This window comes from Nocardiopsis sp. L17-MgMaSL7, from assembly GCF_003182025.1.
Lineage (GTDB): Bacteria > Actinomycetota > Actinomycetes > Streptosporangiales > Streptosporangiaceae > Nocardiopsis > Nocardiopsis prasina.
In genome coordinates this window covers 322,192-347,946 of record NZ_QGTF01000008.1, presented here as the reverse complement: position 1 = coordinate 347,946, position 25,755 = coordinate 322,192, and the positions used below count along the sequence as shown (strand labels likewise).

Annotated in this window: 25 protein-coding genes; 14 read left to right on the top strand and 11 right to left on the bottom strand. The window is 71.6% G+C overall.

The window, feature by feature from the left end; genetic code table 11:
- Positions 1 to 55 precede the first annotated feature (55 nt).
- Positions 56 to 889 carry an aminoglycoside 3'-phosphotransferase gene (locus BDW27_RS16850; protein WP_110050132.1) on the top strand — a complete coding sequence of 278 codons (834 nt, stop codon included), beginning with the start codon at positions 56 to 58 and terminating at the stop codon, positions 887 to 889.
- Between the two features lie 15 nt (positions 890 to 904).
- Here the strand turns inward: BDW27_RS16850 and BDW27_RS16845 are convergent, their stop codons facing one another.
- Positions 905 to 2,593 (bottom strand): BCCT family transporter, encoded by a 1,689-nt coding sequence (locus BDW27_RS16845; protein WP_110050130.1) that lies wholly within the window; start codon positions 2,591 to 2,593, stop codon positions 905 to 907.
- Between the two features lie 389 nt (positions 2,594 to 2,982).
- On the opposite strand from BDW27_RS16845, the gene BDW27_RS16840 reads away from it, so the two are divergent.
- A complete protein-coding gene (locus BDW27_RS16840; RefSeq protein ID WP_110050128.1) occupies positions 2,983 to 3,582 on the top strand; it encodes an HAD family phosphatase in 600 nt (199 codons plus the stop codon).
- 71 nt (positions 3,583 to 3,653) lie between these two features.
- Here BDW27_RS16840 and BDW27_RS16835 read toward each other — a convergent pair whose 3' ends face one another.
- Both BDW27_RS16835 and BDW27_RS16830 read right to left on the bottom strand, forming a co-directional pair.
- A complete protein-coding gene (locus BDW27_RS16835; RefSeq protein ID WP_026128923.1) occupies positions 3,654 to 4,541 on the bottom strand; it encodes an alpha/beta fold hydrolase in 888 nt (295 codons plus the stop codon).
- Between the two features lie 419 nt (positions 4,542 to 4,960).
- Complete coding sequence (locus BDW27_RS16830) at positions 4,961 to 5,779, bottom strand: aldo/keto reductase (RefSeq protein WP_110050126.1); 819 nt, start codon at positions 5,777 to 5,779, stop codon at positions 4,961 to 4,963.
- Positions 5,780 to 5,928: 149 nt separating this feature from the next.
- Here BDW27_RS16830 and BDW27_RS16825 point away from each other — a divergent pair, with 149 nt between their 5' ends.
- Positions 5,929 to 6,894, top strand: a complete 966-nt coding sequence (locus BDW27_RS16825) for a LysR family transcriptional regulator (protein ID WP_233515783.1) — start codon at positions 5,929 to 5,931, stop codon at positions 6,892 to 6,894.
- Between the two features lie 70 nt (positions 6,895 to 6,964).
- On the top strand, positions 6,965 to 7,789 hold the full coding sequence (locus BDW27_RS16820) for a TIGR03619 family F420-dependent LLM class oxidoreductase (RefSeq protein ID WP_110050123.1): 825 nt from the start codon (positions 6,965 to 6,967) through the stop codon (positions 7,787 to 7,789).
- 1 nt (position 7,790) lies between these two features.
- Here the strand turns inward: BDW27_RS16820 and BDW27_RS16815 are convergent, their stop codons facing one another.
- Positions 7,791 to 8,027, bottom strand: a complete 237-nt coding sequence (locus tag BDW27_RS16815; protein ID WP_017542673.1) for a hypothetical protein — start codon at positions 8,025 to 8,027, stop codon at positions 7,791 to 7,793.
- Positions 8,028 to 8,135: 108 nt separating this feature from the next.
- Here BDW27_RS16815 and BDW27_RS16810 point away from each other — a divergent pair, with 108 nt between their 5' ends.
- The 3 genes from BDW27_RS16810 to BDW27_RS16800 all read left to right on the top strand — a co-directional run bounded on the left by BDW27_RS16810 (position 8,136) and on the right by BDW27_RS16800 (position 10,294).
- Positions 8,136 to 8,585, top strand: a complete 450-nt coding sequence (locus tag BDW27_RS16810) for a GNAT family N-acetyltransferase (protein WP_017542672.1) — start codon at positions 8,136 to 8,138, stop codon at positions 8,583 to 8,585.
- A 185-nt stretch (positions 8,586 to 8,770) separates the two neighbouring features.
- Positions 8,771 to 9,382: an isochorismatase family protein gene (locus tag BDW27_RS16805; protein ID WP_110050121.1), complete on the top strand. Its 612-nt coding sequence runs from the start codon at positions 8,771 to 8,773 to the stop codon at positions 9,380 to 9,382.
- Between the two features lie 12 nt (positions 9,383 to 9,394).
- Positions 9,395 to 10,294 (top strand): GlxA family transcriptional regulator, encoded by a 900-nt coding sequence (locus BDW27_RS16800; protein ID WP_110050119.1) that lies wholly within the window; start codon positions 9,395 to 9,397, stop codon positions 10,292 to 10,294.
- A 165-nt stretch (positions 10,295 to 10,459) separates the two neighbouring features.
- Here the strand turns inward: BDW27_RS16800 and BDW27_RS16795 are convergent, their stop codons facing one another.
- The 3 genes from BDW27_RS16795 to BDW27_RS16785 form a co-directional block, all read right to left on the bottom strand.
- Positions 10,460 to 12,256: an alkyl/aryl-sulfatase gene (locus tag BDW27_RS16795; protein WP_017542669.1), complete on the bottom strand. Its 1,797-nt coding sequence runs from the start codon at positions 12,254 to 12,256 to the stop codon at positions 10,460 to 10,462.
- A 142-nt stretch (positions 12,257 to 12,398) separates the two neighbouring features.
- Complete coding sequence (locus BDW27_RS16790) at positions 12,399 to 12,884, bottom strand: DUF1269 domain-containing protein (RefSeq protein WP_110050117.1); 486 nt, start codon at positions 12,882 to 12,884, stop codon at positions 12,399 to 12,401.
- 147 nt (positions 12,885 to 13,031) lie between these two features.
- Entirely contained in the window at positions 13,032 to 13,844 is an 813-nt protein-coding gene (locus tag BDW27_RS16785) for a class I SAM-dependent methyltransferase (RefSeq protein WP_017542667.1), read from the bottom strand.
- 275 nt (positions 13,845 to 14,119) lie between these two features.
- On the opposite strand from BDW27_RS16785, the gene BDW27_RS16780 reads away from it, so the two are divergent.
- From BDW27_RS16780 to BDW27_RS16750, 7 genes are all read left to right on the top strand, one after another.
- On the top strand, positions 14,120 to 15,031 hold the full coding sequence (locus BDW27_RS16780) for a TauD/TfdA family dioxygenase (protein ID WP_110050182.1): 912 nt from the start codon (positions 14,120 to 14,122) through the stop codon (positions 15,029 to 15,031).
- A 93-nt stretch (positions 15,032 to 15,124) separates the two neighbouring features.
- Positions 15,125 to 16,207, top strand: coding sequence for an ABC transporter substrate-binding protein (locus tag BDW27_RS16775; RefSeq protein WP_110050115.1), 1,083 nt, complete (start codon positions 15,125 to 15,127; stop codon positions 16,205 to 16,207).
- Positions 16,204 to 17,043 (top strand): ABC transporter ATP-binding protein, encoded by an 840-nt coding sequence (locus BDW27_RS16770; protein ID WP_110050113.1) that lies wholly within the window; start codon positions 16,204 to 16,206, stop codon positions 17,041 to 17,043. The genes BDW27_RS16775 and BDW27_RS16770 overlap by 4 nt, the downstream gene beginning before the upstream one ends.
- Positions 17,036 to 17,878, top strand: a complete 843-nt coding sequence (locus tag BDW27_RS16765; protein ID WP_110050111.1) for an ABC transporter permease — start codon at positions 17,036 to 17,038, stop codon at positions 17,876 to 17,878. Before BDW27_RS16770 ends, BDW27_RS16765 begins: the two co-directional genes overlap by 8 nt.
- Positions 17,879 to 18,377: 499 nt before the next feature.
- Positions 18,378 to 19,016 carry a TetR/AcrR family transcriptional regulator gene (locus tag BDW27_RS16760; protein WP_017542662.1) on the top strand — a complete coding sequence of 213 codons (639 nt, stop codon included), beginning with the start codon at positions 18,378 to 18,380 and terminating at the stop codon, positions 19,014 to 19,016.
- On the top strand, positions 19,013 to 21,244 hold the full coding sequence (locus BDW27_RS16755; protein ID WP_110050109.1) for a glycoside hydrolase family 3 C-terminal domain-containing protein: 2,232 nt from the start codon (positions 19,013 to 19,015) through the stop codon (positions 21,242 to 21,244). The genes BDW27_RS16760 and BDW27_RS16755 overlap by 4 nt, the downstream gene beginning before the upstream one ends.
- Positions 21,245 to 21,574: 330 nt before the next feature.
- Positions 21,575 to 22,204, top strand: a complete 630-nt coding sequence (locus tag BDW27_RS16750) for a hypothetical protein (protein WP_110050107.1) — start codon at positions 21,575 to 21,577, stop codon at positions 22,202 to 22,204.
- A gap of 190 nt (positions 22,205 to 22,394) precedes the next feature.
- Here BDW27_RS16750 and BDW27_RS16745 read toward each other — a convergent pair whose 3' ends face one another.
- From BDW27_RS16745 to BDW27_RS16730, 4 genes are read right to left on the bottom strand one after another with little or no spacing between them, the layout of a single operon-like run.
- Entirely contained in the window at positions 22,395 to 23,210 is an 816-nt protein-coding gene (locus tag BDW27_RS16745) for a putative hydro-lyase (RefSeq protein ID WP_017542659.1), read from the bottom strand.
- A gap of 35 nt (positions 23,211 to 23,245) precedes the next feature.
- Positions 23,246 to 24,214: a biotin-dependent carboxyltransferase family protein gene (locus tag BDW27_RS16740; protein ID WP_370446526.1), complete on the bottom strand. Its 969-nt coding sequence runs from the start codon at positions 24,212 to 24,214 to the stop codon at positions 23,246 to 23,248.
- Positions 24,215 to 24,219: 5 nt separating this feature from the next.
- Positions 24,220 to 24,831 carry an allophanate hydrolase subunit 1 gene (locus BDW27_RS16735; protein WP_110050105.1) on the bottom strand — a complete coding sequence of 204 codons (612 nt, stop codon included), beginning with the start codon at positions 24,829 to 24,831 and terminating at the stop codon, positions 24,220 to 24,222.
- Positions 24,832 to 24,859: 28 nt separating this feature from the next.
- Positions 24,860 to 25,633 (bottom strand): LamB/YcsF family protein, encoded by a 774-nt coding sequence (locus BDW27_RS16730; RefSeq protein WP_110050103.1) that lies wholly within the window; start codon positions 25,631 to 25,633, stop codon positions 24,860 to 24,862.
- Positions 25,634 to 25,755: the final 122 nt, after the last annotated feature.

Here is a 25,755-nt window from a genome sequence, read left to right as displayed (position 1 = left end):
CAGCCTGTGGAAAACCTGTGGCCAGCGGATCACGGCGGTTCCTAGGCTGCGAGGTATGGAACTGCCCCGATTCGAGGACGCCGTCCTGCGCTCACTGCGCACGGAGGAGGTGCACGTGGGCCTGTCCGGGGCCCGGGTGTTCCGTATGTACGACCACGCGGACCGGCCGGTCGCGGTCTTCAAGGGGGTGCCGCCCGACCGCCCCGACCTCGCGAGGGAGCTCGACGGCGAGATCTCCCGGACCGCGTGGATGGCGCGCTTCGGTCTGGCGACACCGCGTGTCCTGGAGCACGAGTCGCGAGAGGACGGGCCACCCCGGTGGGTGGTCTCCAGCCACCTGCCCGGCGTCCCGGCCCACGAGCCGGAGACCGCCCGTGAGCACCCCCGGCTGGTCGAGCTGCTGGCCGAGGCGGCCCGAACGATCCACGCCTCGGAGGTCGGCGCGGTGGAGGTCGTCCGCGAGCGGTTGGCGGAGCAGCTGGAGCGGGCCCGGAAGCGGGTGGCGGCGGGTCTGGTCCAGCGCTCCTGGCAGGGCAGCCGCTACGCGGGTACCGACCCCGCCCGGGCCCTGGCGGAGGTGGGGCACCGGGTCGAGCGGGCGGGCCCCCTCCCGGAGGTGGTGACCCACGGGGACTTCTGCCTGCCGAACGTGCTGGTCACCGCCGACGGCGCATGGGGGCTCGTGGACCTCGGCCAGGCCGGTGTGGCGGACCCGCACCGGGACCTGGCCGCGATGGTGGGGAGCCTGCTCAGCCCGTTGAACCCCCAGTTCGGCCAGGCGGACGCGGACCGGTTCCTGGACGCCTACGGCCGGGACCGCGTCGACCCCGAACTGCTCTCGCTGCACTTCGGGGTCGACGACTTCTTCTGGCCGGTGCCCCCGGCGTGACCCGGCCCCGGCGGTTCAGGGCTCCAGGGCGTCGTCACCCCGCTTCCCGTGCGGCCTGCCGTTGCCATTGCCGTTCCCGTTGCCGCCGTTCGACGGCCCGCCCTTGCGCCGGTGCTGGCGGCGGAGCCTGCGTGACCGGGCGGACAACGGGGTGCGGCGGACCCGCTGGGCGCCGGAGCCCTCCGCCGTCTCCGCCTGGAGCGCGCGCACCAGGGAGAACATCATGAAGAAGCCGATCACGAAGAACGGCAGCCCGAACACGATGATGGTCTGTTGCAGCGCGTCCAGTCCGCCCACGCCTGAGGCGGTGAGCACGGTCGCGGCCACCACGCCCTCGGTGATGCCCCAGAACACCCGCTGGCGGGTCGGGGACTCCTCCGTTCCCGAACAGAGCATGTCCACCACCAGGGACGCCGAGTCCGACGAGGTGGTGAAGAAGATGATCACGATGACGATGCACATGGCCGAGACGAAGGTCGTCCACGGGTAGTGCGTGAGGAAGGAGAACAACGCGCCGGGGATGTCTCCCTGGTCGACGACCTCCTCGACCAGGCCGCCGCCCCGGTTCATCTCGATGTCGAAGGCCGACAGGCCGAACACGCTGAACCACACGATGCTGAAGGCCGTGGGCAGTCCCAGCACGCCGAGCACGAACTCGCGGATGGTGCGGCCCCGCGAGATGCGTGCGATGAAGATGCCGACGAACGGTGACCACGTGATGGTCCAGGCCCAGTAGAAGACCGTCCACGTGCCCTGCCAGCCCGTGTTGCCGAAGGTGTCGTTCCAGAAGGAGAGGGGGATGAGCCACTGCGCGTACACGCCGGTGGTCTCGATGACGCCCTTGGCCAGGTAGAGGGAGGACCCGGCGGCGAACACGAACACCAGCAGCGCCACCGCGATGATGATGTTGATCTGGGAGAGCCACTTGATGCCCACGTCCAGGCCTGTGGCCACGGAAATCACGGCGACGCAAGTGACGACGGCGATGAGGATCAGCTGGTTGACACGGCTCTCCTCGACGCCGAAGAGCGTGTTGAGCCCGCTGTTGATCTGCATGGTGCCCAGACCGATGGTGACCGCGACACCGAAGAGGGTACCCAGGACCGCGAAGATGTCGATCAACCGGCCGAAGGGCCCGTTGACCCGGTCGCCGAGGAACGGGTGGAAGATCGAGCTCACCCTGAAGGGCAGGCCCTTGCGGTACACGAAGTAGGCGAAGGCCAGGGCGGGCAGGCAGAAGATCGTCCAGGTGTGCAGACCGAAGTGGTACAGCGTGAAGCCCATGGCCTGTTGTGCGGCCTCGACGGTTTCCGGCTCGGCGTTGCCCTGCGGGGGGTTGGCGTAGTGGCTGATGGGTTCGGCCACGCCCCAGAACATGAGGATGCTTCCGATTCCGGCCGCGAACAGCATGCAGAACCACGTGATGTTGCTGTAGTCGGGCCTGCTGTCGGGCGGACCCAGGCGAATGTGCCCATATCGACCGAAAGCGATCCATATAAGAAAGACGAGAAAGGTGGTCACACCCAGGATGTAGAGCCATCCCAGGTGGGACAGGATCCACTCGGAGGTGGCACCGAAGACCAGGTCCACCGTGTCAGTGAAGGTGATCGCGCACACCACGAAGAACACGGTCAACGAAGCCGAGACGAAGAAGATCGCCGGGTTCGTCTCCAGACCCAGCTTCCGTGCCAGTTTTTCGAACATACCGGCTGCTTTCTGGTGGTTCGGGCTGGTTCGACCAGTGGGGTTTGTTCTTCACCCGACCAGCCGGCGCCTAGGGCAGGGGCACGTAATAGGAAGACGTCCTCTCTTCTGTCACATGCCCACATTCTGACAGCGAAACCAGTCCTCACGGGACAAAGAACCACCACCCCCGGAAATCCCTCAAAAGACGGTCGACAAAACCCGACAAAACATCATCGACTTATTTATCATCCAAAATAGGGATAAACCTTGCCGAACACACACCGTTTCCGACCGTCCGCCAGGCGTGCTCGCCCCCGGGACGGGGCGGGCGAGGGCGAAGGTTCGTGGGGGGTCCGTGGGGGAAGGAGGCCTGCGAACCCGAACCCGTTCGACCCTGGGAGTGCCTCGTGGACGCAGTGCTGTTCGACATGTTCGGTGTGGTCGCCATGGACCAGTCACCGACGGTCCGAGCCGCGATGGTGGAGTACACCGGGCACGACCACGACGCCTTCTGGGCCGCCTACTGGGCCCCGCGTCAGGACTACGACCGCGGCGACCTGGACGGGCCCTCCTACTGGCAGGCGGTGGGCGAGCTGCTCGGAGAGACCTTCGATCGGGAGCGGGTCGAGCGGCTGCTCGACCTGGACCTGGACAGCTGGTCGCGGCTGAACGAGGATTCGGTGGCGCTGGTGACGGAGCTCTCCGACGCGGGCGTGCCGCTCGGCCTGCTGTCGAACATCCCGCCGGAGCTGGCCGCGCGCTTCGAGGAGCGGCACTCCCGAGTGCTGGACCTCTTCCCCGTGCGGGGGTTCTCCTGCCGGATCGGCCACGCCAAGCCCGAGGCGGGCGCCTACCGGTGGTGTCTGGAGCGCATGGACGTCCCCGCCGGCGACGTGTTGTTCGTGGACGACAACCGGGCCAACGTCGACGCAGCCGGGAAGCTGGGGTTCCAGGGACACGTGTTCACGTCGGTGCCCGAGCTGAGGCAGGCCCTGGGCCGGGACTGACCCACGGGCTGGTGGCGGTCGCTCGGGCCGCCACCAGTGGCGCGTCGGTGTCGTCTCCGAAGCTCTACCGGTCAGACGTCGAACTCGCGCAGGAGCTCGGCGATCCTCTCCGGCTGCTCGTACAGGGACAGGTGGCCCGCCCCCTCGATGGTCCGCACGCCGGTGTTGAGGAACCGGCGGGCCGGTCCGTGCAGGCGCGCGGGTGAGAAGAACGGGTCGTGCGACCCCGTGGCCACCCGGACCGGAATACCGGACCAGGCCAGGAAGGACTCCGCGTTCAGCGGGGTCGGGGTGGAGTGCGTGCGGCAGTAGCGGGCCACCAGCGTCAGCCACTCGGCCTCGGACCGGTGCTCCGCGCAACCGGTGTCCGTGGACGGTCCGCTGAGGAACTCGATCAGCCGGGTGCTGGTCTGCTCGTTGGGGTGGATCATCCACGGCAGGGTCGCACGCATCGACTCCGAGCTGACCCCCGCCGCGGTCAACCCGGCGGGGTTGAGCAGGAGCATCCCCGCGACCAGCGGGTTCGGAGTCGAGGACAGTGCGATCGCGGCGCCCCTGGAGTGGCCCAGCACGATGACCGGGCCGTCCGTGATCTGGGGCAGCAGCTCGTCGAGCCACTCACCGTAGGCCTCTATCCGGGCGCCCGCGGTCCGTTGGTTGCAGCTCAGACCCGGCTGTCCCGGAAGGTCGACCAGCAGGACCGGCCGGTCCGCGGCGAGCGCGCGGGCGGCGGGAACCGTGGTGGCGGCGTTGAAGTTGGTGCCCGACAGGACCAGGACCGGCGTACCGGTCCCACCCGAGGCGCGGAAGGCCTGAGTGGGGCCCAGCCGGGTCTCCACGGGCGGAAGGGGTCCGAGTTCGGGCCACTGGCTCAGGGCCTTGTGACACCAGGCGTGAACTGACCGCTCAGCGGTTGCGGAGCGGTACACGCGCGCTGTGCGCAGGGGGACGACGGTCATGGATCTGGTTTCGCGTAGAGAGAGATGTGGTGTCCGCCGCGTGAACTTTCCCGGCGCACCAGAGAGGACTGTACGCCTCTGTTCGGCCCCCCGCCACTCCAGAGCGGAGGTGCCCGGTGTGGTGTCGCCGACCAGTCGCGCACAACGGACTCATACCCTTCTCGGTGTGTCACCAGTTGTGGGTGTTTGCCCTGGTGTGAGGGTTGCTCATCTCGTCCGAAAGCGGCCATCGGCCGGAACGGAGTTTGGTTCGGACCCGGTGCGGTTCCGGAGGTTCGGGGACCGATGATCCTCACTCCGGCCGGACCGGTCATCGGATGGCGTCACAAGGGGTGATGGGACGACGCGGGCCCGCCGAGCGGTGCTCGGCGGGCCCGTGTGCGGCGACCGTGACGAGGAACACGGCCGGACGTCCGGCGCTAGTTGACGTGGTCGGGGTCCGGACCGATCCGGCCGTCGCGGTCCAGCGAGCCGATCCGGTCGATGTCCTCGGCCGTGAGCTCGAAGTCGAACACGTCGAAGTTCTCCCGGATACGTGCCGGGGTCACGGACTTGGGGATGACGACGTTGCCGAGCTGGAGGTGCCAGCGCAGCGCGACCTGGGCGGCGGTCTTGCCGTACGCGGCACCGAGCTCGGCCAGGACGGGGTCGTCCAGCAGCCCCTTGCCCTGCCCCAGGGGGCTCCAGGCCTCGGTGAGCAGGCCGTGGGACGCGTTGGCCGCGCGCATGCCGGACTGCGAGAAGTAGGGGTGCAGCTCGATCTGGTTGATCGCGGGCACGACCTCCGCTTCGCCCACCAGACGCTCCAGGGTCGCCGCCGTGAAGTTGGACACGCCGATCGCCCGGGCACGGCCCTCGGCGTGCACGCGCTCCAGCGCCTTCCAGGTCTCCACGTAGGTGTCGTGGGCCGGGGTGGGCCAGTGGATCAGGTACAGGTCGACGTAGTCGGTTCCCAGACGGTCCAGGCTGGCGTCGAAGGCTCTCAGGGCCCTGTCGTAGCCCTGGTCGTCGTTCCACAGCTTCGTGGTGAGGAAGATGTCCTCGCGGGCCACGCCGGACTCGGCGATGGCGCGGCCGGTGCCCTTCTCGTTGTCGTAGACCCGAGCGGTGTCGATGCTGCGGTATCCGGCCTCGATGGCGGTCGAGACGGACCGGTGGGCCTCGTCGTCGGGGACCTGCCAGACACCGAATCCGAGTTGCGGCATGGTGAGGCCGTTGTTCAGCGTGACGTACTGCAAAAGGGGAGGCCTTTCGACTGTGGGGTGCGGGTCGCGGGTCGGGGCGGTGCCACGGGCGAACCCTCGCGCAGGTGGGGCCGGGTTTCGGTCGGCCCACGGGACCCGAGGGTAGACCCGGGTGGCATACGGCGACCAATAGAATCCATCGGATGAGCAATAGGATTTCCAATGGTTCGACCCCGCCAGGGATACTTCCCCGCACCGAGGGTCCGTTGGACCTCCAGTTGCTCCGCACCTTTTTGGCCGTGCACCGCTCGGGGTCGTTCACGGCCGCGGCCCAGCTGCTGCGTCTGTCACAGCCGACCGTGACCACCCAGATACGGTCCCTGGAACGGCGTCTGGGCCTCGAGTTGTTCGAGCGTCTGCCACGCGGCGTGGCTCCGACCCCGGACGCCAACGATCTCGCCGTCCGCGTCTCGGGACCGCTCGACACCCTGGAAACGGTGGCGTACGGGGACGGCGCCGATCCCGGCTCGGTGCCGACGGCGCCCCTGCGGCTGGCGGGCCCCGCCGAACTTCTCTGCGAACGCGTGCTGCCCCTGCTCGCGCCGCTGGTCTCCGACGGCCGGCTGCGGCTGCGTGTGCGCACCGGGCTCGCTGACGACCTGTTGGAGGAGCTGCGGGCCGGGCGGCACGACCTGGCTCTGTCCACCATCCGCCCCCGGGGCCGGACCCTCCTCGCGGAGCCTCTCATGGACGAGGAGTTCGTCCTGGTCGCCGCGCCCGTGTGGGCGGAGAGGATCGGACTCTCCAGGGTGCGGCGCCAGGGGTGCGCGGCCCTGTGCGAGGTCCCCCTGGTCGCCTACGCGGACGACCTGCCCATCGCCCGCCGGTACTGGCGCCACGTGTTCGGCGCGCGGTTGACCCGCTCCGCCGAGCTCACCGTCCCCGACCTGCGCTCGGTGACCGCGGCCGTGGCGCACGGGGCCGGCATGACCGTCCTGCCGCGCTACCTGTGCGAACGGGAGCTGCTCGACGGCAGCCTGGTGGCCCTGCTGGAACCGGAGGACCCGCCGTTCAACACGGTGTACCTGGCCCGCCGCCCCGGAGCGGCCGACAACCCCCACCTGGATCTGGTCCGTTCGCGGCTGGCCGTCGCCGCCCGCTCGTGGTGAGCCCGCGAACGCCGACGAGCGGTTTCCCAAGCCCCACCCCCGCGACGACCTGGCGGGATACGGTCGCCGGATGAGCGAGCCGACCCAACCCCGCCTCCAGGTGGTCCTGCCCAACGAGTCACCGGCGACGCCCCCGCGGGCCCTGGTGGACCTGGGCGTTCGCGCCGAGAAGCTCGGCGCCCACACCGTGTGGCTGCCCGACCACCTCCTGCCTCCCGAGCCCTACGGCACCACGTTCGGGGGCGTGTACGAACCTCTCGTCACCCTGGCGTACCTGGCGGCCCGCACGGAACGGGTCCGACTGGGCACGTCCGTCCTGGTGCTGCCGATGCGCGACCCCTTCCTGCTGGCCAAACAGGTGGCCACCCTGGACCGCCTGTCCGGGGGACGGTTCACGCTCGGCGTGGGCGTGGGGTGGTCGCGCGAGGAGTTCGCCTCGGTCGGGTCGGACTTCGCCACCCGGGGCCCGAGGGCGGACGAGACCCTCGCGCTGCTGAGGCACCTGTTCGAGGGCGAGGGGCCCTTCCACGGTCGCTTCCACGACTACGAGCACGGCGTGTTCGCGCCGCGTCCGTCGCGGCGGATACGGGTGATGGTCGGCGGGGGCTCGGAACCCGGGCTGCGCCGAGCGGCCGCGTGGGCCGACGAGTGGCAGGGGGTCGACCCGGACCCGGAGGCATTCCGGGCGGCCGGCGCCCGGCTGGGGGAGCTCACCCGCCGCCCCGTGGGCACCGGGGTGCGGATGGCATGGACCGGGGGCGAGGAGGCCTTCGCACGCACGGTCGCGAGGTTCCGAGAGCTGGCTGCGTCGGGCGCGGACTCCGTCGCGGTGTGGTTCGGCGAGGTGGAGGGTTTCGAGGAGCGCATGGTGCGGTTCGTGGCCGCGCTGCGCTGACCTACTTCCTGTCGCCGAGCAGGCCCCGGCCCCCGTACTTCTTGTGGATGGCCTGTTTGGAGACCCCGAGGACCTCGGCGATCCGCGCCCAGGTGGCTCCCTCGTTCCTCGCACGGCGTACGAGGACCGCCTCGGCACGCTCGGTCTCACCCCGCAACCGCACCACGGCGTCCAGTCCCGCCAGGGGATCGTCGCCGTCCATGGCGCGGGCCAGAGCGCTGAGGTGTTCGGTGTCCATGGGTCGACTCTAGTTGCCCGCTCGCGGGATCGGGAGAGTCCACGACCAACCGGGGGGAACCGGTTCAAGCCTCCGGGCCGCGCGGAAAGGGCTCGCTAGGTTGGGCCCATGCTCACCATCGAACGCGCCCTGAAGACCGACGTGGAGGCGATCGTCGCCCTGCTCGCGGACGACCCCCTGGGGGCCCGCAGGGAGACCCCCGAAGACCTGTCCCGCTACCTGGAGGCCTTCGAGGTCATCGACGCCGATCCGCACCAGTATCTGGCGGTGGCCCGCCGCAACGGCCGGGTCGTCGGCACCCTCCAGCTCACCGTGGTGCCGGGCCTGTCGCGGCAGGGGGCCACCCGCGCCCAGATCGAGGCGGTCCGGGTGCACACCGACGAACGCGGCGGCGGCCTGGGATCCACCCTGCTGGAGTGGGCCGAACGCGAGGCCCGGGGGCGCGGCTGCGTGATGTTGCAGCTGACCTCGGACGCCAAACGGCAGGACGCCCACCGCTTCTACCAGCGCCTCGGATACGAGCCCAGCCACATCGGCTTCAAGAAGAGACTGGTCTGACCCGGACCGTGGGAACTGCGGGGTCCGCGCCCCGGGGCGGGGCCTACCGGGAGGGGCGGGTTCGTCCGTGCGAACTCGCCCCGCAGGATCACGGGCCCGGCGGTCGTGGACCCATGACCGGATCGGTCCGGTGGTGAGCGGGATCGTGTCTGGTCCGCTCCCCGGGCGCCTGCGAGGGTTCGGGCATGAGCACAGAGATTCGGACCGGCGCGGCGTTGCTGGTCGTCGACGCACAGCGGTCCTTCCTCCAGCGCGAGAGCTGGAGCGCCTCCTCCGACCCCGAGGTCGCCGTGCGGATCGGCCGCCTGGTCGACCACTTCCGGGAGCGGGGCCGGAGGGTCGTGTGGGTCATGCACACCGAACCCGGCACCGGCAGCGTGTTCGACCCCGTGCGAGGGTTCGTGGAACCGCTGCCCGGACTCGCCCCCACGGCCGGCGAGACGCGGTTGACCAAGACCGCGCACAGCGCCTTCACCGGCACCGACCTGCGACGGCTGCTCACCGGTTGGGGAGTCCGGGAGGTCACCGTCTGCGGGGTGCGTACCGAGCAGTGCTGCGAGACCACCACCCGCATGGGGTCGGAGCTGGGGTTCGCCATGACCTTCGCGGTGGACGCCACGGCCACGGAGCCCATCGAGGCCCCCGGCGCCGCACCCGGGCGTTCACTGCGGGAGGTCCTCGACGATCCCGCGACCCTGCTCCCCCGGGACGTCGTCACCCGCACCGTCTACGCCCTGTCCGGGCGCTTCGCCGAGGTGCGCACGGTGGACCAGATCGTCACAGGGAAGCTGGAGTAGGCTGACCGGATCGTGCGCAAGGTCGTCTTCCTGCTGCTTCCCGGACTCCACCTGCTGGACCTGGCCGGTCCGGCGCAGGTGTTCTCCACCCTGGCCGGGCTCGACCGCCCGGTGGAGCTCCACCATGTCGCCGAGCGGCCCGACGTCCCCACCGCCCAGGGGGTCGGGCTGCGGGCGCGGGTCGGCTGGCCCCGGCTCGGCTCGGACGACCTGGTGCTCGTCCCCGGATGGCGGACCTCCGGTCCCCCGCCGCTGGCCACTCCGGCGCAGGTCGAGGCGCTGACCTCCCACCACGAACGTGGCGGCACGGTGGCGAGTGTGTGCTCGGGGGCGTTCGTCCTCGGGACGGCCGGTCTGCTGGACGGCCGCCGGTGCACCACCCACCACTCCCTCCAGGAACGCCTGGCCCAGCGCCATCCGCGTGCCCGGGTGGTCCCGGACGTGCTGTACGTGTCCGACGACCGGGTGGTGACCTCGGCGGGGATCGCCAGCGGCATCGACCTCGCACTGCACCTGGTCACTCGGTGGCACGGACCGTCCGTGGCGGCCTCCGTGGCCCGGGAGATGGTGGTCTACGCCCGCCGCAACGGCGACGAGCCCCAGGCCAGCGTGGTGCTGAGGTTCCGGAACCACGCGGTGGACCTGGTGCACCGGGCCCAGGACACCATCGACGCCCGGTTCGCCGATCCCCTGCCCCTGGCCGCGCTGGCCGCCTCGGCCGGGGTCAGCGAGCGCACCCTCACCCGGGCGTTCACCGAGGCCACCGGGCTGACCCCGCTGCGGTACCAGCAGCGCCTGCGGTTGGAACGCGCCGAGCTGCTGGTGGGTGAGGGGGCGACGGCGGAGGCGGCCGCACGGGCCGTGGGGTTCCAGGACGCCCGTATGCTCCGCCGCCTGCGCGCCAGGCCCTGAAGGTCACTCGCGTCGCAGAAGGGCCAGAAGCCCCAGGGGCAGGGCGAACAACAGACAGAACCCGACCGCCCCGGTGGCCGCCATCCCCGACACGAACGCCTCAGACTCCGCTCCCGCCGGGCCACGGGCTGAGCCCCGGGCCCCGGCCGGTCACTCTTCCCCCCGTCAGGGCGTGACGATGTCGAAGGAGGGGTCCGGCCGGTCCAGCAGTCCCATCAACCGGTCCAGCAGCTCCCCGTCCCCCGCGAACGCCATGCCCTCGGTCCCCTTGCCCGCGAGCAGCCGCAGCAGGCGGAACTTGTTCAGGGTCACCGTGAGCCCGGGCTCCCCACGGCGCGGCTTCTCCCTCGTGGTCAGGGCCCCGTTGGAGAGCGTCGTCCGGAACGTGGTGTCCAGGTCGGTGAACACCCAGTCGATGACGAAGTGCTCCTCCCAGGCCCGGGGACCGTTGACCCGGATCGCCACCGACTCGAAGAGCTGGTCCAGCGACAGCGCCGCCGCCATGCCCGTACCCAGGTTCGACGGCAGTTCCGGTTTCCCCCGCCGCAGCTCGGCGGCGCCCTGGAGGTAGAAGTTGCGCCAGGTGCCGTTCTCCGCACCGAACCCCAGCCGCTCGTACACCCCGGCGAGGGCGGCCCGCGCCCGGGCGTGCTCCGGTTCCGCGAACACCGCGTGGTTGAGCAGCGTGGCGGCGAACCTCAGGTCGCCCCGGTCCCGGTACTCGTCCGCCCGGAGCACCACTTCGTCCACACCGCCCATGCAGTCCACATAGCGGCGCGCGGCCTCCTCCGGCGGGTGTTCCCACAGGTGGGCGGGGTTGCCGTCGAACCAACCCATGTAGCGCTGGTAGATCGCCTTCACGTTGTGGCTGACCGACCCGTAGTAGCCCCGGGTGTGCCACTCCCGTTCCAGTCCGGGCGGCATCCGGAGGTTCTCGGCGATCTCCGCGCCGACGAAACCCTGGTTCATCAGGCGCAGGGTCTGGTCGTGCAGGTAGGCGTACAGGTCCCGTTGCTGGCGCAGGAGCGCCACGAGGTTCTCGGTGCCCCAGGTGGGCCAGTGGTGGGAGGCGAACAGCACGTCCGACTCGTGCGCGAAGATCTCCACGGACTCGTCCAGGTAGCGCGACCACACCCGGGCGTCCTTCACGGGCGCCCCGCGCAGGGTGAGGATGTTGTGCAGGTTGTGGGTGACGTTCTCCGCCATGCACAGGGCGCGGTGGTCGGGAAAGTAGAAGTTCATCTCCGTGGGCGCCTCGGTCCCGGGCGTCATCTGGAAGACGATCCGCACCCCGTCCACCACCTCCTCCTGGCCGGTGCGGGTGATCTCCCGGTTGGGCGCGATGAGCGTGACGGTGCCGACCGACCTGGTCTGGCCGAGCCCCACCCCGATCTGGCCCCGCGGCCCGGCCTCCAGGTGGGAGCCGGTGTGGTAGAGGTTGCGGCGGGCCATCGCGGGGCCCGCATGGACGTTCTCCGCCACCGCGTTCTCCAGGAATCCGGCCGGGGCGAGGATCGGCACGGTGCCGTCGGTGACCCCGCCGACCCCGCCGAAGTGGTCCACGTGCGAATGCGAGTAGATGACCCCGCTGACCGCCCGGTTCCCCCGGTGTTCCCGGTACAGCTCCAGGCCTGCGCGCGCCGGTTCGGCGGAGATGAGGGGGTCGATGACCAGGACACCCTGGTCGCCCTCCACGAGGGTCATGTTCGACAGGTCCAGGCCCCTGATCTGGTAGATGCCTTCGGTGACCTCGAACAACCCCTGCTTGGCGCACAGCTGGGACTGGCGCCACAGGCTGGGGTTGGCGGTGTCCGGGCACTCCGCGTCAAGGAACCCGTAGGCGTCGGCGTCCCACACCACGCGCCCGTCCCCGTCCCTGATCTGTCCGGGTTCGAGCCGGGCGACCAGTCCGCGCTCGGCGTTGGCGAAGTCGGTGTCGTCGTCGGGTCCGTGACCGGTCATCGCTGCTCCTCGTCGTACGGACGCGGTTCGTCCGGCCGGGTGCGGCCCGTTGTGCCCCAACCGGAGGGAGCCGCCGGTGCGAGTGGCTCGCGTCGGCGGCGTGGGAGGGCCCGGTGCCCCGTGTTCGGGTCCGGCCCGGTTCCTACTGGGCCTGGAGGGCCTCGACGAGTTCCCTCTCGCTGTCCTTGGACAGGTTGGTCTGGATGACGGTGGGGTCCAGCGGTCGGAAGGCGTCGACGACGCGGTCGATGGTGGCGTCCGCCGCGAGCAGGAAGACGGCGGCCCGGCCCTGCTGGAGCTGGGCACCGATGTCCTTGATCACGTCGTCGTCGATACCGACGTCGCTCAGCCTGCCCGCGATGGCGCCCGCGCCCGCGCCGACGGCCAGGCCGAGGAGCGGGTTGAGGAAGAGGAGGCCGATGAGCGTTCCCCACAAGGCACCGCCCGCCGCACCGTGGCCGGTGAGGTTGACGGTCTGGTGGATGCGGGGACGGCCCTTGTCGTCCTTGTAGGCGTACGCGGCGTCCTCCAGCTGGAGGAGCTCCTGTTTGTTCAGGTCGGAGGCGGTGTCGAGCGCCTTCTCGGCGGTGTCGCGGTCGGCCACCCCGAGTACGATCAGCTGCGCCATGGGTGCTGGTTCCCCCGTCGTCGTTGCCCGGCCCGCTGAGCGGGCCCGATCTGCGGGAGCGTTCCCCGGGGCGTCTCTGGCCAAGGCCAGCGGAAGGGAGTGATCCCGTAAACCCCGGGGCGGACGGGTCCCGCGAACCGCCCCCGCTCACACTCGGCGGGCCACCACCAGCTGCGTGGTGTAGGGGATCACGACCCGGCCGTCGGGGAAGTGACGGTCGGCGACGGCCCTGATCTCGGCTCGGGTGCGTTCCTCGCCGAGCTCGCGCGCGGCGGCGGCCATCCTGCTGGAGGACAGCGCCATACCCAGGTACTCGTCGCTGGTGAGCACCCGGGTCCAGTGGTGGGTGTGCTCGGTGGCCCCGGCGAGTCCCGGGACCTCGGACATCTCTCCGACCAGGTCGAACTGGCGGTAGCGGCGGTCGTAGCCGGGGCTGTACCGCTCCAGCAGGGCCTCGTGGTCGTCGACGAAGGCGCTCCCGGTGTAGTCGCGGTTGTTGTTGAGCACCGCCAGGGTGCCGCCCGGAGCGAGGAGGCGGGCGGTCTCGGCGAAGAAGGCGGGCCGGTCGAACCAGTGCACGGCCTGGGCGGTGAGGACCAGCACGGCGGAACCGTCCGGGAAGGGGACGTCCTCGGCGCGGGCGTTGACGTACTCGACCCCGCCGCCCTCCGCCTCGGCGGCATGGAACATGTCGCGGCCGGGTTCGACACCGACCACGCGGGGCCGGGGACCGACGAGGGAGCGCAGGGCTCGGGTGGAGATACCGGTCCCGGAGCCGACGTCGAGCAGGAGCCAGGGGCTGGGCCAGGCGTCGGTGGCTCCCGCGCGCAGGTGCTCGCCCAGAGTGTCGAGGATCGGGGCCGGGTAGTCGGGGCGGAAGGCCTGGTAGTTCTCGGTGAGCCCGGTGAAGGACTGGGTCGGGTCCGCGCCGGTCCGCTCCCGCTTCTGGTGTTCGCTCATCGGGGCCCTCTCTTCGGGGTGTGGGGGTCGGTCCGACCGTAGCGGAGGGCCGGTCACGGTGACGGCCAGCATGACGTTTCGGTGTCCGGTGTGAACGGCGTTTGAACGGCCCCCAACCCCTCTGACCTCCCCATCTGCCTATTCATGGTTTTCCTACTCATTTGGTTGACTTTGAATGTCAGAGGGACCTACCTTCAAGTCACCCGCCGCGAACGGACCGCGACCGAACGCGTGAGGTGACCGCCGCGCACCCGCTGCCAGAACGGAGCACCAACGTGACCACCACCACGGACCTGACCGTCCGCCGCGTCGCCGGACGGATCGGGGCCGAGATCTCCGGCGTGGAGATCGGCCCCGACCTCGACGAGGCCACCGTCGCGGGGATCCGCGAGACCCTGCTCGCGCACAAGGTGATCTTCTTCCGCGACCAGCACCACCTGACCGACGAGACCCAGGCCGGGTTCGCCTCCCTCCTCGGCCCGCTCACCACCCCGCACCCCACCACCGGCCGGGTGTTCGGCCAGGAGCACCACGTCCTGCCGATCGACTCCGAGCGCGGCAAGGCCAACAGCTGGCACACCGACGTCACCTTCGTCGACCGCCCACCGCAGGCCAGCGTCCTGCGCGCGATCCACCTGCCCCCGTACGGCGGGGACACCACCTGGGCCAACACCGTCACCGCCTACCAGGACCTCCCCGAACCGCTGAAGGCGCTCGCCGACGGCCTGCGCGCGGTGCACACCAACGACTACGACTACGCGGCCTCCACTCCCAGGACCGAGGTGAACGGGGAGCTGAGGAAGTACCGCGAGCAGTTCGTCTCCACCCTCTACCGGACCGAGCACCCCGTGGTGCGGGTCCACCCGGAGACCGGTGAGCGGGCCCTGTTCCTCGGTCACTTCGCCCAGCACTTCTCCGGCCTGAGCAGCCGTGACTTCACCGCGCTGTTCGAACTCCTCCAACAGCGGGTCACCCGCCCGGAGAACACCGTGCGGTGGAGCTGGCGCGCGGGGGACGTGGCGGTGTGGGACAACCGCGCCACCCAGCACTACGCGGTGGCCGACTACGACGACCAGGCCCGCCGCCTGCACCGGATCACCGTGGGCGGCGACGTCCCGAAGGGTGTCGACGGCAGCCCCAGCCGCTCGCTGGTGGGCGGCTCCAGCGAGTACACCCCGGCGCTCTGACCCTCCGGGCCCCGGCGGGCCCGCCCCCGCAGCACACCCCCTCGACGACGGCGGGTCGCACGCGTGCGACCCGCCGTCCTCCGGAGCCCACACATGCACACACGACGCGACATCCTGCGCTACACCGCCTCGGCCGGGGCCGTCCTGCCCCTGGCCGCCGCCTGCGGCACCCCGGACCCTTCCGCCAGCGACCCGGACGCGACCGTCGTGCGGTACCAGGGGACCGCCGGTTCGGTGGTCTTCCCCGAACTGGCCGCCGACCTCGGTTACCTGGACGGCATCGAACTGGAGTGGATCGGCGACACCACCAGCGGACCCCAGGACATCCAGGCCGTGGCCACCGGCGACACCGACGTCGGCGGGGCTTTCAACGGGGCGATCGCCAAGCTGGTCGCAGCCGGGTCCCCGATCACCTCCGTCGTGTCCTACTACGGGTCCGACGAGGAGTCGTTCAGCGGCTACTACGTGCTGGAGGACAGCGACATCACACGGGCCGGGGACCTCGTCGGCCGGAAGGTCGCGATGAACACCCTGGGGGCCCACCACGAGTTCGTGGTCAGAGAGTGGCTGGCACAGGAGGGGCTGGCCGAGGACGAGATCGCCCGGGTGGAGCTCACGGTCGTGCCGCCCGCCAACACCGAGCAGTCCCTGCGCTCCGGGCAGGTCCACGTCGCGACGCTCGGCGGGATCCTGCGTGAGACCGCCCTGGAGCGCGGCGGCATCCGACCGCTCTTCACCGACCAGGGCCTGTACGGGACCTTCAGCTACGGGTCCCTGGTGCTGCGCGACGAGTTCGTCGAGGAGCACCCCGACGCCACCCTCACGCTGGTCAGCGGGATCGCCCGGGCCATTCGCTGGTCCCAGGTCACTCCGCGGGAGGAGGTGGTGGACCGGTTCGCGCGCATCGTCGGGGAGCGCGGCCGCAACGAGTCGGCCGAGGTCATCCAGTACTGGCGGAGCAGCGGCGTGGCCGGTCCGGGCGGGGTCATCACCGAGGAGGAGTTCGCGATCTGGCTGGAGTGGCTGGACCGCAACGGAGAGCTGCCCGAGGGCTCGGTCGAGGCCTCCGAGCTGTACACCAACGAGTTCAACCCGTTCCACAACGGCACCTTCCCCGAGGACGCGGGGCCCGACGGCGAGCCCGCGAGCGGACCGACCGAGAGCGAGGACGTATGAGCGACCACCCCAAGCTGCGGCTGGACGGGGTCCGGCGGACCTTCCCCGTCCGCGATCCCAAGGGGAGGCCGGGCCCGCCCCTGACCGCCCTGGCCGACGTCACTCTGGACTTGGCGGAGGGCGAGTTCCTCACCCTGGTCGGCCCGAGCGGCTGCGGGAAGTCCACCCTGCTCGATCTGCTGGGCGGGCTCACGAGGCCCAGCGGCGGGAGGATCCTCCTCGACGGGCGTCCCGTGGAGGGGCCCGGGCTCGACCGGGGCCTGGTGTTCCAGCAGTACGCGCTGCTGCCCTGGCGCACCGCCCTGGACAACGTGGCGTTCGGCTTGGAGGCCAAGGGGCTGGCCCGGCCCCTCCGGGCCGCGCGCGCCCGCGAGTACCTCTCCCTGGTGGGCCTGGAGGGGTTCGCGGACCGCTATCCGCACGAGCTCTCCGGCGGAATGCGGCAGCGGGTGGCGATCGCCCGCAGCCTGGCCTTCGACCCCGAGGTGCTGCTCATGGACGAGCCCTTCGCGGCGCTGGACGCCCAGACCCGGGAGTCCCTCCAGGACGAGTTGCGGACCATCTGGCGGCGCACCGGAAAGACCGTCCTGTTCATCACGCACGGGATAGACGAGGCCGTCTACCTGGGGCAACGGGTGGCCGTGATGACGTCGCGGCCGGGGCGCATCAAGAGCGTGATCGACATCGACCTGGACCGGGAGGCCAGCCGGGACCCGCGTTCGGACCCGGCCTTCGCCCGCTACCGGAACCGGGTCTGGCAGGAGCTCCACGACGAGGTGGCGCTGGCCCGGCAGTCCGAGTACGCACCCGTACCGTTGGAGGCCGACCGTGGCTGACACCCTCACCCGCGGCACCGCTCCCCCGGCTCCCCCCGCCGAACCGCCCGCGACCCGGCCGAGGCATCCCCTGGTGGTCATCGGCTGGTCGTGGTTCAAGCGGTCGGCCGCGATCGTCGTGTTCCTGCTGCTCTGGGAGGCGGCTCCGCGTGTGGGGCTGGTCGACCGGGTGTTCCTGCCGCCGCTCTCGGAGGTCCTCGTGGCCACCGCCGACCTGGCGTCGAGCGGCCAGCTGTGGGCGCACGTCTCCGCGAGCCTGTCGCGCGCGCTGGCCGGGTTCGTCCTCGCCGTGGTGGTGGCGGTGCCCCTGGGCCTGCTCATCGCCTGGTACCGGCCCGTGTCGGACTTCCTCATGCCGGTCCTGGAGCTGTTCCGCAACACCGCGGCCCTGGCACTGCTCCCGGTGTTCGTGCTGATTCTGGGGATCGGTGAGGCGTCCAAGGTGGCGCTGGTGGTGTTCGCCTGCACCTTCCCGATCCTGCTCAACACCGTGACCGGTGTGCGGACGGTGGACCCGCTGCTGGTGAAGGCGGCGGTCTCGCTCGGCTTCGGGCCGCTCGCCCTGTTCCGCAAGGTGATCGTGCCCGCCGCGGTGCCGTCCATCTTCACGGGGATCCGGATGGCCGGAGCCGCGTCGATCCTGGTACTGGTGGCCGCCGAGATGGTGGGGGCCCAGTCGGGCCTGGGCTACCTGATCAACTCCTCTCAGCTCAATTTCCAGATCCACGACATGTACGCGGGCATCCTGTCGATCGCGCTGCTGGGCGTGACCCTCAACGGCGGGCTGGTCGTCCTGGAACGACGGTTGTCCCGCTGGCGCACGACGACCGGGTGAGGCCGGGTTCGGCCCGGTTGTCCACAGGCGCCGAACCGGAGCTGGCGCGCGGCCCCTTTTTGGTGTCCTGGAACGGCCCCCGTTCCGCGACGCCAGGGAGGGGCCCGATGCCGTCGCCGTCCAGGACCACCGTCCGCCGTACACGTCCACGATCCCCGTCGTCCGGTTCGCCCCCTTTCGGGGGGGGCGGCCGGGCCCCGGCCTCCCCTGCCCGCGGAGACGCGCCACAGGTGCGCTCTCCGGATGCGCATCGTTCCCCGGCGGTCCATGGCACACGTTCGGAGCGACGGGGCAGTGTGTGCGGGGATCGCGTCGACCAGAACGACACCCTCATGTGTCTTGTGACACAAATTAACCAACTGGTAGATTCTGCACCCCGCACGGCGCGGCTCGGTGGACGCGTGCCGGAGGAACGAGGGGCCCGACCGTAGTCTCGGAGCGACCAGGGCCTTCGCCGTCACGGCGCACCGTGGCGCGACCAACCGCGAGGAGACCGCCAGTGGCGGACGCAGACCCCACCCGGCCGAGCAAGGGCGAGCGCACCCGACAGCGCATCATCGACTCCGCCTCGGAGCTGTTCTCGCGGTCGGGCTACCGTGCGGTGTCGCTGCGCGACATCGCGGCGCACGCGGGCATCACCCACGCGGGCGCACTGCACCACTTCCCCAACAAGGAAGCCATGCTCATACACGTCCTGAGCAGGCGTGACGAGGCCGACGCCCCGCTGGTCCTCGGCGAGCACCTGAGCCACCGCGAGCTCATCGACAACATCGTACGAATCGTGGAACGCAACTCGGGCACGCCCGGCCTGGTCTCGCTCTATGTGAACCTGTCGGCAGAGGCCACCGACCCCGCGCACCCCGCCCACGAGTACTTCGTGCGCAGGTACCGCGTCCTGCGCCAACACCTCACCGCCGCCTTCGCCGGGCTCCTCGGCGACCGGCCGCACCCCTCCCCGGGGATCGCGGCCCAACAGTTCCTCGCCCTCCAGGACGGACTCCAGGTCCAGTGGCTCCTCGACCCGGACTCCGTCGACATGCGAACCGTGGTCACCTCCTTCCTCAGGGACCTCGGGATCGCCGTTGCCGATCCGACCCCCACGAGCAGCACCGACCCCACGGGAGACAGGCCAACATGAGCAACCAACCACGCCCCGGCCTCGCGGCGAAGGCCTCGGCCACCTCCGGCTCCGACACCTGGCACAGCACCGGCCTGGAGGGCGTGCTGCGCCCCCTGCACCTGGCGGACGGCCCGCACGGGCTGCGGCACCAGCCCGACGAGGGCGACCACCTCGGCATCGGCGGCAGCGTCCCGGCCACGTGTTTCCCGCCCGCCGTGGGCCTGGGCGCGACCTGGAACCCCGACCTCGTGCGCAGGGTCGGGGCGGCGCTGGGCGGGGAGGCCAGCGCGCAGGGAGTGGACGTGGTCCTGGGCCCGGGCATGAACATCAAGCGGTCGCCCCTGTGCGGCCGCAACTTCGAGTACGTCTCCGAGGACCCGCACGTCACGGCGCGCATCGCCGCCGCCCTGGTGGAGGGCGTCCAGTCGCAGGGGGTCGGCGCGTGCGTGAAGCACTTCGCCGCCAACAACCAGGAGACGGACCGGCACCGGGTCAGCGCCGAGGTGGACGACCGCACCCTGCGGGAGGTCTACCTGTCCGCGTTCGAGGAGGTCGTCCGTACGGCCGCGCCCGCCATGGTGATGTGTTCCTACAACCGGCTCAACGGCGTGCACACCAGCCAGGACCCGTGGCTGCTCACCGATCTGCTGCGCGGGGAGTGGGGGTTCGAGGGCGTGGTGGTCTCCGACTGGGGCGCGGTCGTGGACCGGGTGGCGGCGGTGCGCGCGGGCCTCGACCTGGAGATGCCGCCCAGCGGGACCGACCAGGCGGTGGTGGAGGCGGTGGAACGCGGCGAGCTGGACGAGTCCGTTCTGGACACCGTGGTGGAGCGGCTGAGGCGGTTGCAGGAGCGGGTGTCCGCCGACACCTCGCGCCCGCTGGAGCACGAGGCCAACGACGCGCTGGCGCGGGAGGCCGCCCGTGAGGCGCTGGTGCTGTTGAAGAACGAGGGCGGCGTCCTGCCGCTGGCGGCGGACCGTTCGGTGGCGGTGATCGGCGAGTTCGCCCGGACACCCCGGTACCAGGGCGGCGGCTCTTCCCGCGTGGTGCCGACCAGGGTGCACGCGGCGTTGGAGGGGTTCGAGCGCGCACTGGGGGACGTGCGGTTCGCCGCCGGGTTCACCCTGGACGGGACGGCCGACCCGGCGCTGATCGAGGAGGCCGTGGCGGCGGCGAGCGCGGCCGACACGGCGGTGCTCTTCCTCGGGCTGCCGGACGCCGACGAGTCCGAGGGCTACGACCGGACCACGATCAGCCTGCCCGCGCCGCAGCTGGAGCTTCTCGCCCGGGTGCGCGAGGTCAGTGAGCGGGTGGTGGTCGTGCTGTCCAACGGTGGTGTGGTGTCGGTGGCCGAGTGGCGGGACCAGGCCGACGCGGTGGTGGAGGGCTGGCTCCTGGGCCAGGCGGGCGGGGCGGCCGTCGTGGACGTGCTCACCGGGGTCGTCTCCCCCTCCGGTCGGCTCACCGAGACGATCCCCGTCCGGCTGAGCGACCACGCCACCTACCTCAACTTCCCCGGCGAGCACGGTGTGGTCCGCCACGGCGAGGGCGTCTTCGTCGGCTACCGCCACTTCGACACCCTGGACGTCCCGGTCGCCTACCCCTTCGGGCACGGCCTCACCTACACGACCTTCTCCTACTCGGAGCTGGAGGTCGTCCCGAACGGCGACGGCGCGTGGACGGTGTCGTTCACCGTGACCAACACCGGGGAACGGGCAGGTCAGGAGGTCGCCCAGCTGTACGCGGGGGTCGAACAGGACCTCCCGACCCGGCCCCGGCACGAACTGCGCGGGTTCGCGAAGGTGGCGCTGGAGCCCGGTGGAAGCACCCGGGTCGACCTCCCGCTGACCGGCCGGGACCTGTCCGTCTGGGATCCGAGGGACCAGCGCTGGTCCCTGGCCGCGGGCACCTACACCGTCGCCGTCGGAGCGTCCTCCCGTGACCTTCCGCTGCGCGGGGAGATCACCACCGGGGGTGATCGGTACGTGCGCCCGCTGACCAAGCACTGCACCGTGGGCGAGTGGCGCTCCCACGCCGTCGGCGGTCCCGTCATGGAGGAGATCATCGCCGGGTTCCCCGGACTCGACGACCTCCCCCCGGAGATGTTGGAGATGGCCGGGTCCCTGCCGATCCTCACGCTGCGGACCTTCGGTCTGGGAGTCACCGAGGAGATGCTGGACCTGTTGGTGGACGACGTCGAGGCCCGGAGACAGGCGGCCATCGGCCGCGGCGAGATCACCGGCTGAGGCCCCCGGATCGCCGAGGGCCGGTGAAGGCGAACGGCCGCCCTGCGTGAGGCTCGGCGCAGGGCGGCGAGCACGGCCCCGGAACGGCGGCCACGGCCCCACACCGGCGGCGAGCAGAGCAGAAGCGAACAGCGAGATGCCGCCGAGGGGCGACCGAAGCCGGAACCGAAGGCCCTGCCCACCGGCACGGAGAGGACGAACACCGTCTCGATGCCCATCATCCCCGCGCCGAGCGGGCGAGGGGGAGGGTGCGCACGGAGGGAAAACGGGTAACGGGCAGGCGTGGGCCCAACCCCCACCCCTACCCTCCTCACCCCCCAGGAGTTCCCCTTGAAGCTGTACGCCGACACCCCCGTGCGCGCCAGTCTCCAGCTGATCTCGGACCTGTTCGCCCTGGTCTGGGTGGTCGTGTGGGTGCACGCCGCCCTGACCCTGCGCGAGGTCATCCTCTCCCTGAACCGCCCCGGAGAGCTGATGTCCAGCACCGGGGAGGGGTTCACCGAGCACATGAGCACCGCCGCCGAGAACGTCCGGCAGGTCCCGCTCGCCGGGGAGGCCCTGGCCACGCCCTTCGTGAACCTCAGCGAGACCGGCGCGACCCTGGGCGAGGCGGGGGACTCCTTCCAGGAGACCGTGGCCTCGCTCGCGGTCACCCTCCCGATGCTCGTGGCGGTCCTCCCACTGTTTCTCATCGCCGCGACCTGGCTGCCCATGCGGGCTCGGTGGATCGGCCGGGCCACCGACACGAGGCGGCTCAACCGGCTGGCTCCGGAGGCCCGGACCCGGCTCCTCGCGCTGCGGGCCCTGACGTCGGCCTCCGCCACGAGGCTCCTGCGCGTGCACGACGACCCGGCCGGAGCCTGGCAGGGGAACGACCGGGCGGCGGTGGCCGGACTGGCCGCGCTGGAACTGCGGAGTCTGGGGTTGCGCCAGGGGACCACGCGGGCGAAGAGGTCCTGACCTCGCGGGCGCACGTCCGAGGCGGCCTCGGTGGGCCGCGCTTCCCCGCGCGCTCGGCCCACAGCCGTTCCGGCGGCGCCAACCCCGAGCACGCGTCCGGCTACCGGATACCCGGACGGACGCCTTGGAGACGCGCGAGGGTCGGCCGCGCGTCCTGGCAGCCGACCGTCTCCGCTCGGTGGACCCCTGGTCAGGGCACCTGGTAGGCGGTGTCCCGGACGTCGGTGACGGCCATGTGGCCCGGGGCGTGCCCGATGGCGAACTCGGGGGCGGAGGCCGTCACCGCCGCCTGCGGGGTGACACCGCAGGCCCAGAACACCGGCACCTCCCCCTCCCGGACCTCCACGGGGTCGCCGTAGTCCGGTCGGTCCAGGTCGGTGATGCCCAGTGCGGCGGGGTCGCCCACGTGCACCGGGGCCCCGTGCACGGCCGGGTAGCGCGAGGTGATCCGCACGGCGTCGGCGACCTGACCGGCCGGGATCGGGCGCATGGACACCACCAGGGGTCCCGAGAAGCGACCGGCCGGGCGGCACTCCCGGTTGGTCCGGTACATGGCCACGTTGCCACCGGTCTCGATGTGGCGGACCGGCACCCCCGCCTCCAGCAGCGGGGTCTCGAAGGTGAAGCTGCACCCGATGAGGAAGGACACCAGGTCGTCGCGCCACAGGTCAGTGACGTCGGTGCGCTCCTCCACGAACTCGCCGTGGCGGTACACGCGGTAGGCCGGCAGGTCTGTGCGCAGGTCACCGTCGAACACCGAGGCCGACACCTCGCCGGGCTCGGTCACGTCCAGGACCGGGCAGGCCTTGGGGTTGCGCTGGGCGAACAGCAGGAAGTCGAACGCGAGGTCACGCGGGAGCGAGATCAGGTTGGCCTGCGCGTACCCGGGGCTGTAGCCCGAGGTGGGCACGCGCAGCCCGCCCCGGAACAGCGCCCGGGCCCGAGCGGGAGAGAGGTCGGCCGGGGCCGGACCGTCGGGGCCGGTGCGGTCGGGTTCGGGGTTCATCGTTTCCAGGCCTCTCTCTTCACTGGGCGTGGTGTTCACAGGACGAAGCGGATCCGGGTACCCGGGCGTGCCTGGGCGGCCTTGGGCAGGTCGGCGGAGCGCACCACAGCGATCACCGGGTATCCGCCGGTCACGGGGTGGTCGGCGAGGAAGAGCACCGGCTCGCCGCCCGGGGGCACCTGGAGCGACCCGGCGACCATGCCCTCGCTGGGGAGCTCACCCTCGCGGGAGCGTTCCAGGATCGGCCCGGCCAGCCGGGCGCCGACCCTGTCACTCCGGGAGGTCACCTCGTACTCCCCGGAGAGCAGGGCCGAGACGGCCTGGTCGGTGAACCAGTCCTCGCGCGGGCCGAGGTCGACGCGGAGGTCGACCACGTCGCCGCCGACGGGCCGGACCGGCGCGTGGTCCAGGTGGGGCAGGGCGACCGGGGCGGGGCCGACCGGCAGCAGGTCACCGGCGCCGGGGAGTGCGGGGCCGAGCCCGGCGAGCACGTCGGTGCTACGCGAGCCGAGGACGGGCGGCACCGCCACTCCCCCGCGGACGGCCAGGTAGGACCGCAGCCCGCGAGCGGGGACGCCCAGAGTGAGTTCGGCCCCGTCCGGCAGGTGCAGGATCTCGTTGACCGCCGCTCCGCGCCCGTCCACGCGGACGGGGGCCTCCGCACCGGTCACCGTGACCGTGACCGCCCCGTGCGCGCGCACCCGCAGGCCGCCGAGGGTGACCTCCAGGGCGGCGGCGCCCTCGGGGTTGGCCAGGAGCCGGTTGGCGAGGGCGTAGGAGGCGGCGTCGGCGGCGCCGGAGCGACCGACGCCCAGGGCGGCGTGTCCGAAGCGACCCGCGTCCTGGACGGTGGTCATCGGCCCGGTGGCCAGGATCTCCAGGGCCGCACCGGACGCGCGGCCCGCCGTCCGGGCTGCGTGCTCCCGGGCTCCCGCCCCGGCGGAGGGTGCGGGCACGGCGTGGCCCGTGTCCTCGCGCACGGGGGCGGTGTCGTCGGTGGTCACGGGGTTCACGAGACCTCCTCGAAGCGCACGCGGACGCCGGGGCGCAGCAGGCCGGGCGGGTCCCGGTCCAGGTCCCAGACCACGGCGTCGGTCCGGCCAAGCAGCTGCCAGCCACCGGGTGAGCTGCGCGGGTACACGCCCGTGAACTCCCCCGCCAGGGCCACGGAGCCCTTGGGGACGCGGGTGCGGGCCTCGCCCCGGCGGGGCACGTGCAGGCGCGGGTCGTCGCCGACCATGTAGCCGAAGCCGGGCGCGAACCCGCAGAACGCGACCGTCCACGTCGCGGCGGTGTGGGCGCGCACCACCTCGAGCGGGCTGAGGCCGGTGAGCTCGGCGATGTCGTCGAGGTCCTCCCCGTCGTAGTGGACGGGGATGGTGACGGTCTCCCCCACCCCACGGCTCACTCCGGCCGTCAGGGTCAGTCCGGTGACGGCCTCGGCGACGTGCGCCGGGTCGGTTCCGGGCTCCAGCCGCAGCAGGACGGTACGGGCGGCCGGGACGACGTCGGCGACGCCTGGCAGCGGCGCCGCCTCCAGGGCAGCGCCGAGGGCGATCACCTGGGAGAGGTCGGCGACCTCCACCAGGACCCCGGTGTCTGCGCACTTCAGGACGCGCACGGACGACTCCAAATCGGGACGGGCCCGGTCAGTCGGACTGGGCGGAAACGGCGAAGGACGCGATGGTCACGCCCTCGGAGCGCAGCAGCTCGGACACGGCGCGGGCGATGTCCACCGCTCCGGGGCTGTCGCCGTGCACGCACAGGGAGTCGGCCCGCACGAGGATCTCGGTGCCGTCCACCGCCTTGACGGGTTCGCCCCGGGCGATGCGCAGGCAGCGTGCGGCGATGGCCTCGGGGTCGTGCAGGACGGCGCCGGGTTCGCGGCGCGAGACCAGGGTGCCGTCCGGCGTGTACGCGCGGTCGGCGAAGGCTTCGCGGTACGTGGGCAGCCCCGCCCTCTCGGCCTGTTCCAGGAAGCTCGACCCGGGCAGGCCGAGGACCGGCAGGTCCGGGTCGAAGGAGCGGACGGCCTCGACGACCGCAGCGGCCTGCTCCTCGTGGTGGACGATCGCGTTGTACAGGGCACCGTGCGGCTTGACGTAGCGGATACGGTCCCCGGTCAGCGAGGTGAAGGCCGACAGCGCACCGAGCTGGTACAGCACCTCGTCGGTGAGTTCGGCGGGCGGAACGTCCACGAAGCGACGCCCGAACCCGGCCAGGTCCCGGTAGGCCACGTGACCGCCGACGGCGACCCCGCGCGCCACGGCCTCGGCCGTGGTCCGCCGCAGGACCGACGGGTCTCCGGCGTGGAATCCGCAGGCCACGTTGGCGCTGGTCACGATGGACAGCAGCGCCTCGTCGTCCCCGAGATCCCAGCGGCCGAAGCTCTCGCCGAGGTCGGAGTTGAGGTCGATGCGCACGTGCTCCTCCTAGTTCTCGTACCCCTTGGTGCCGACGCCACGCGCGGTGGCGCCGACACCACTGTGCCCGAGGGGCGGTGTTCCGGGCCCCGAGGCGGTGGTCGCCGCTCCGGGAAAGTGCC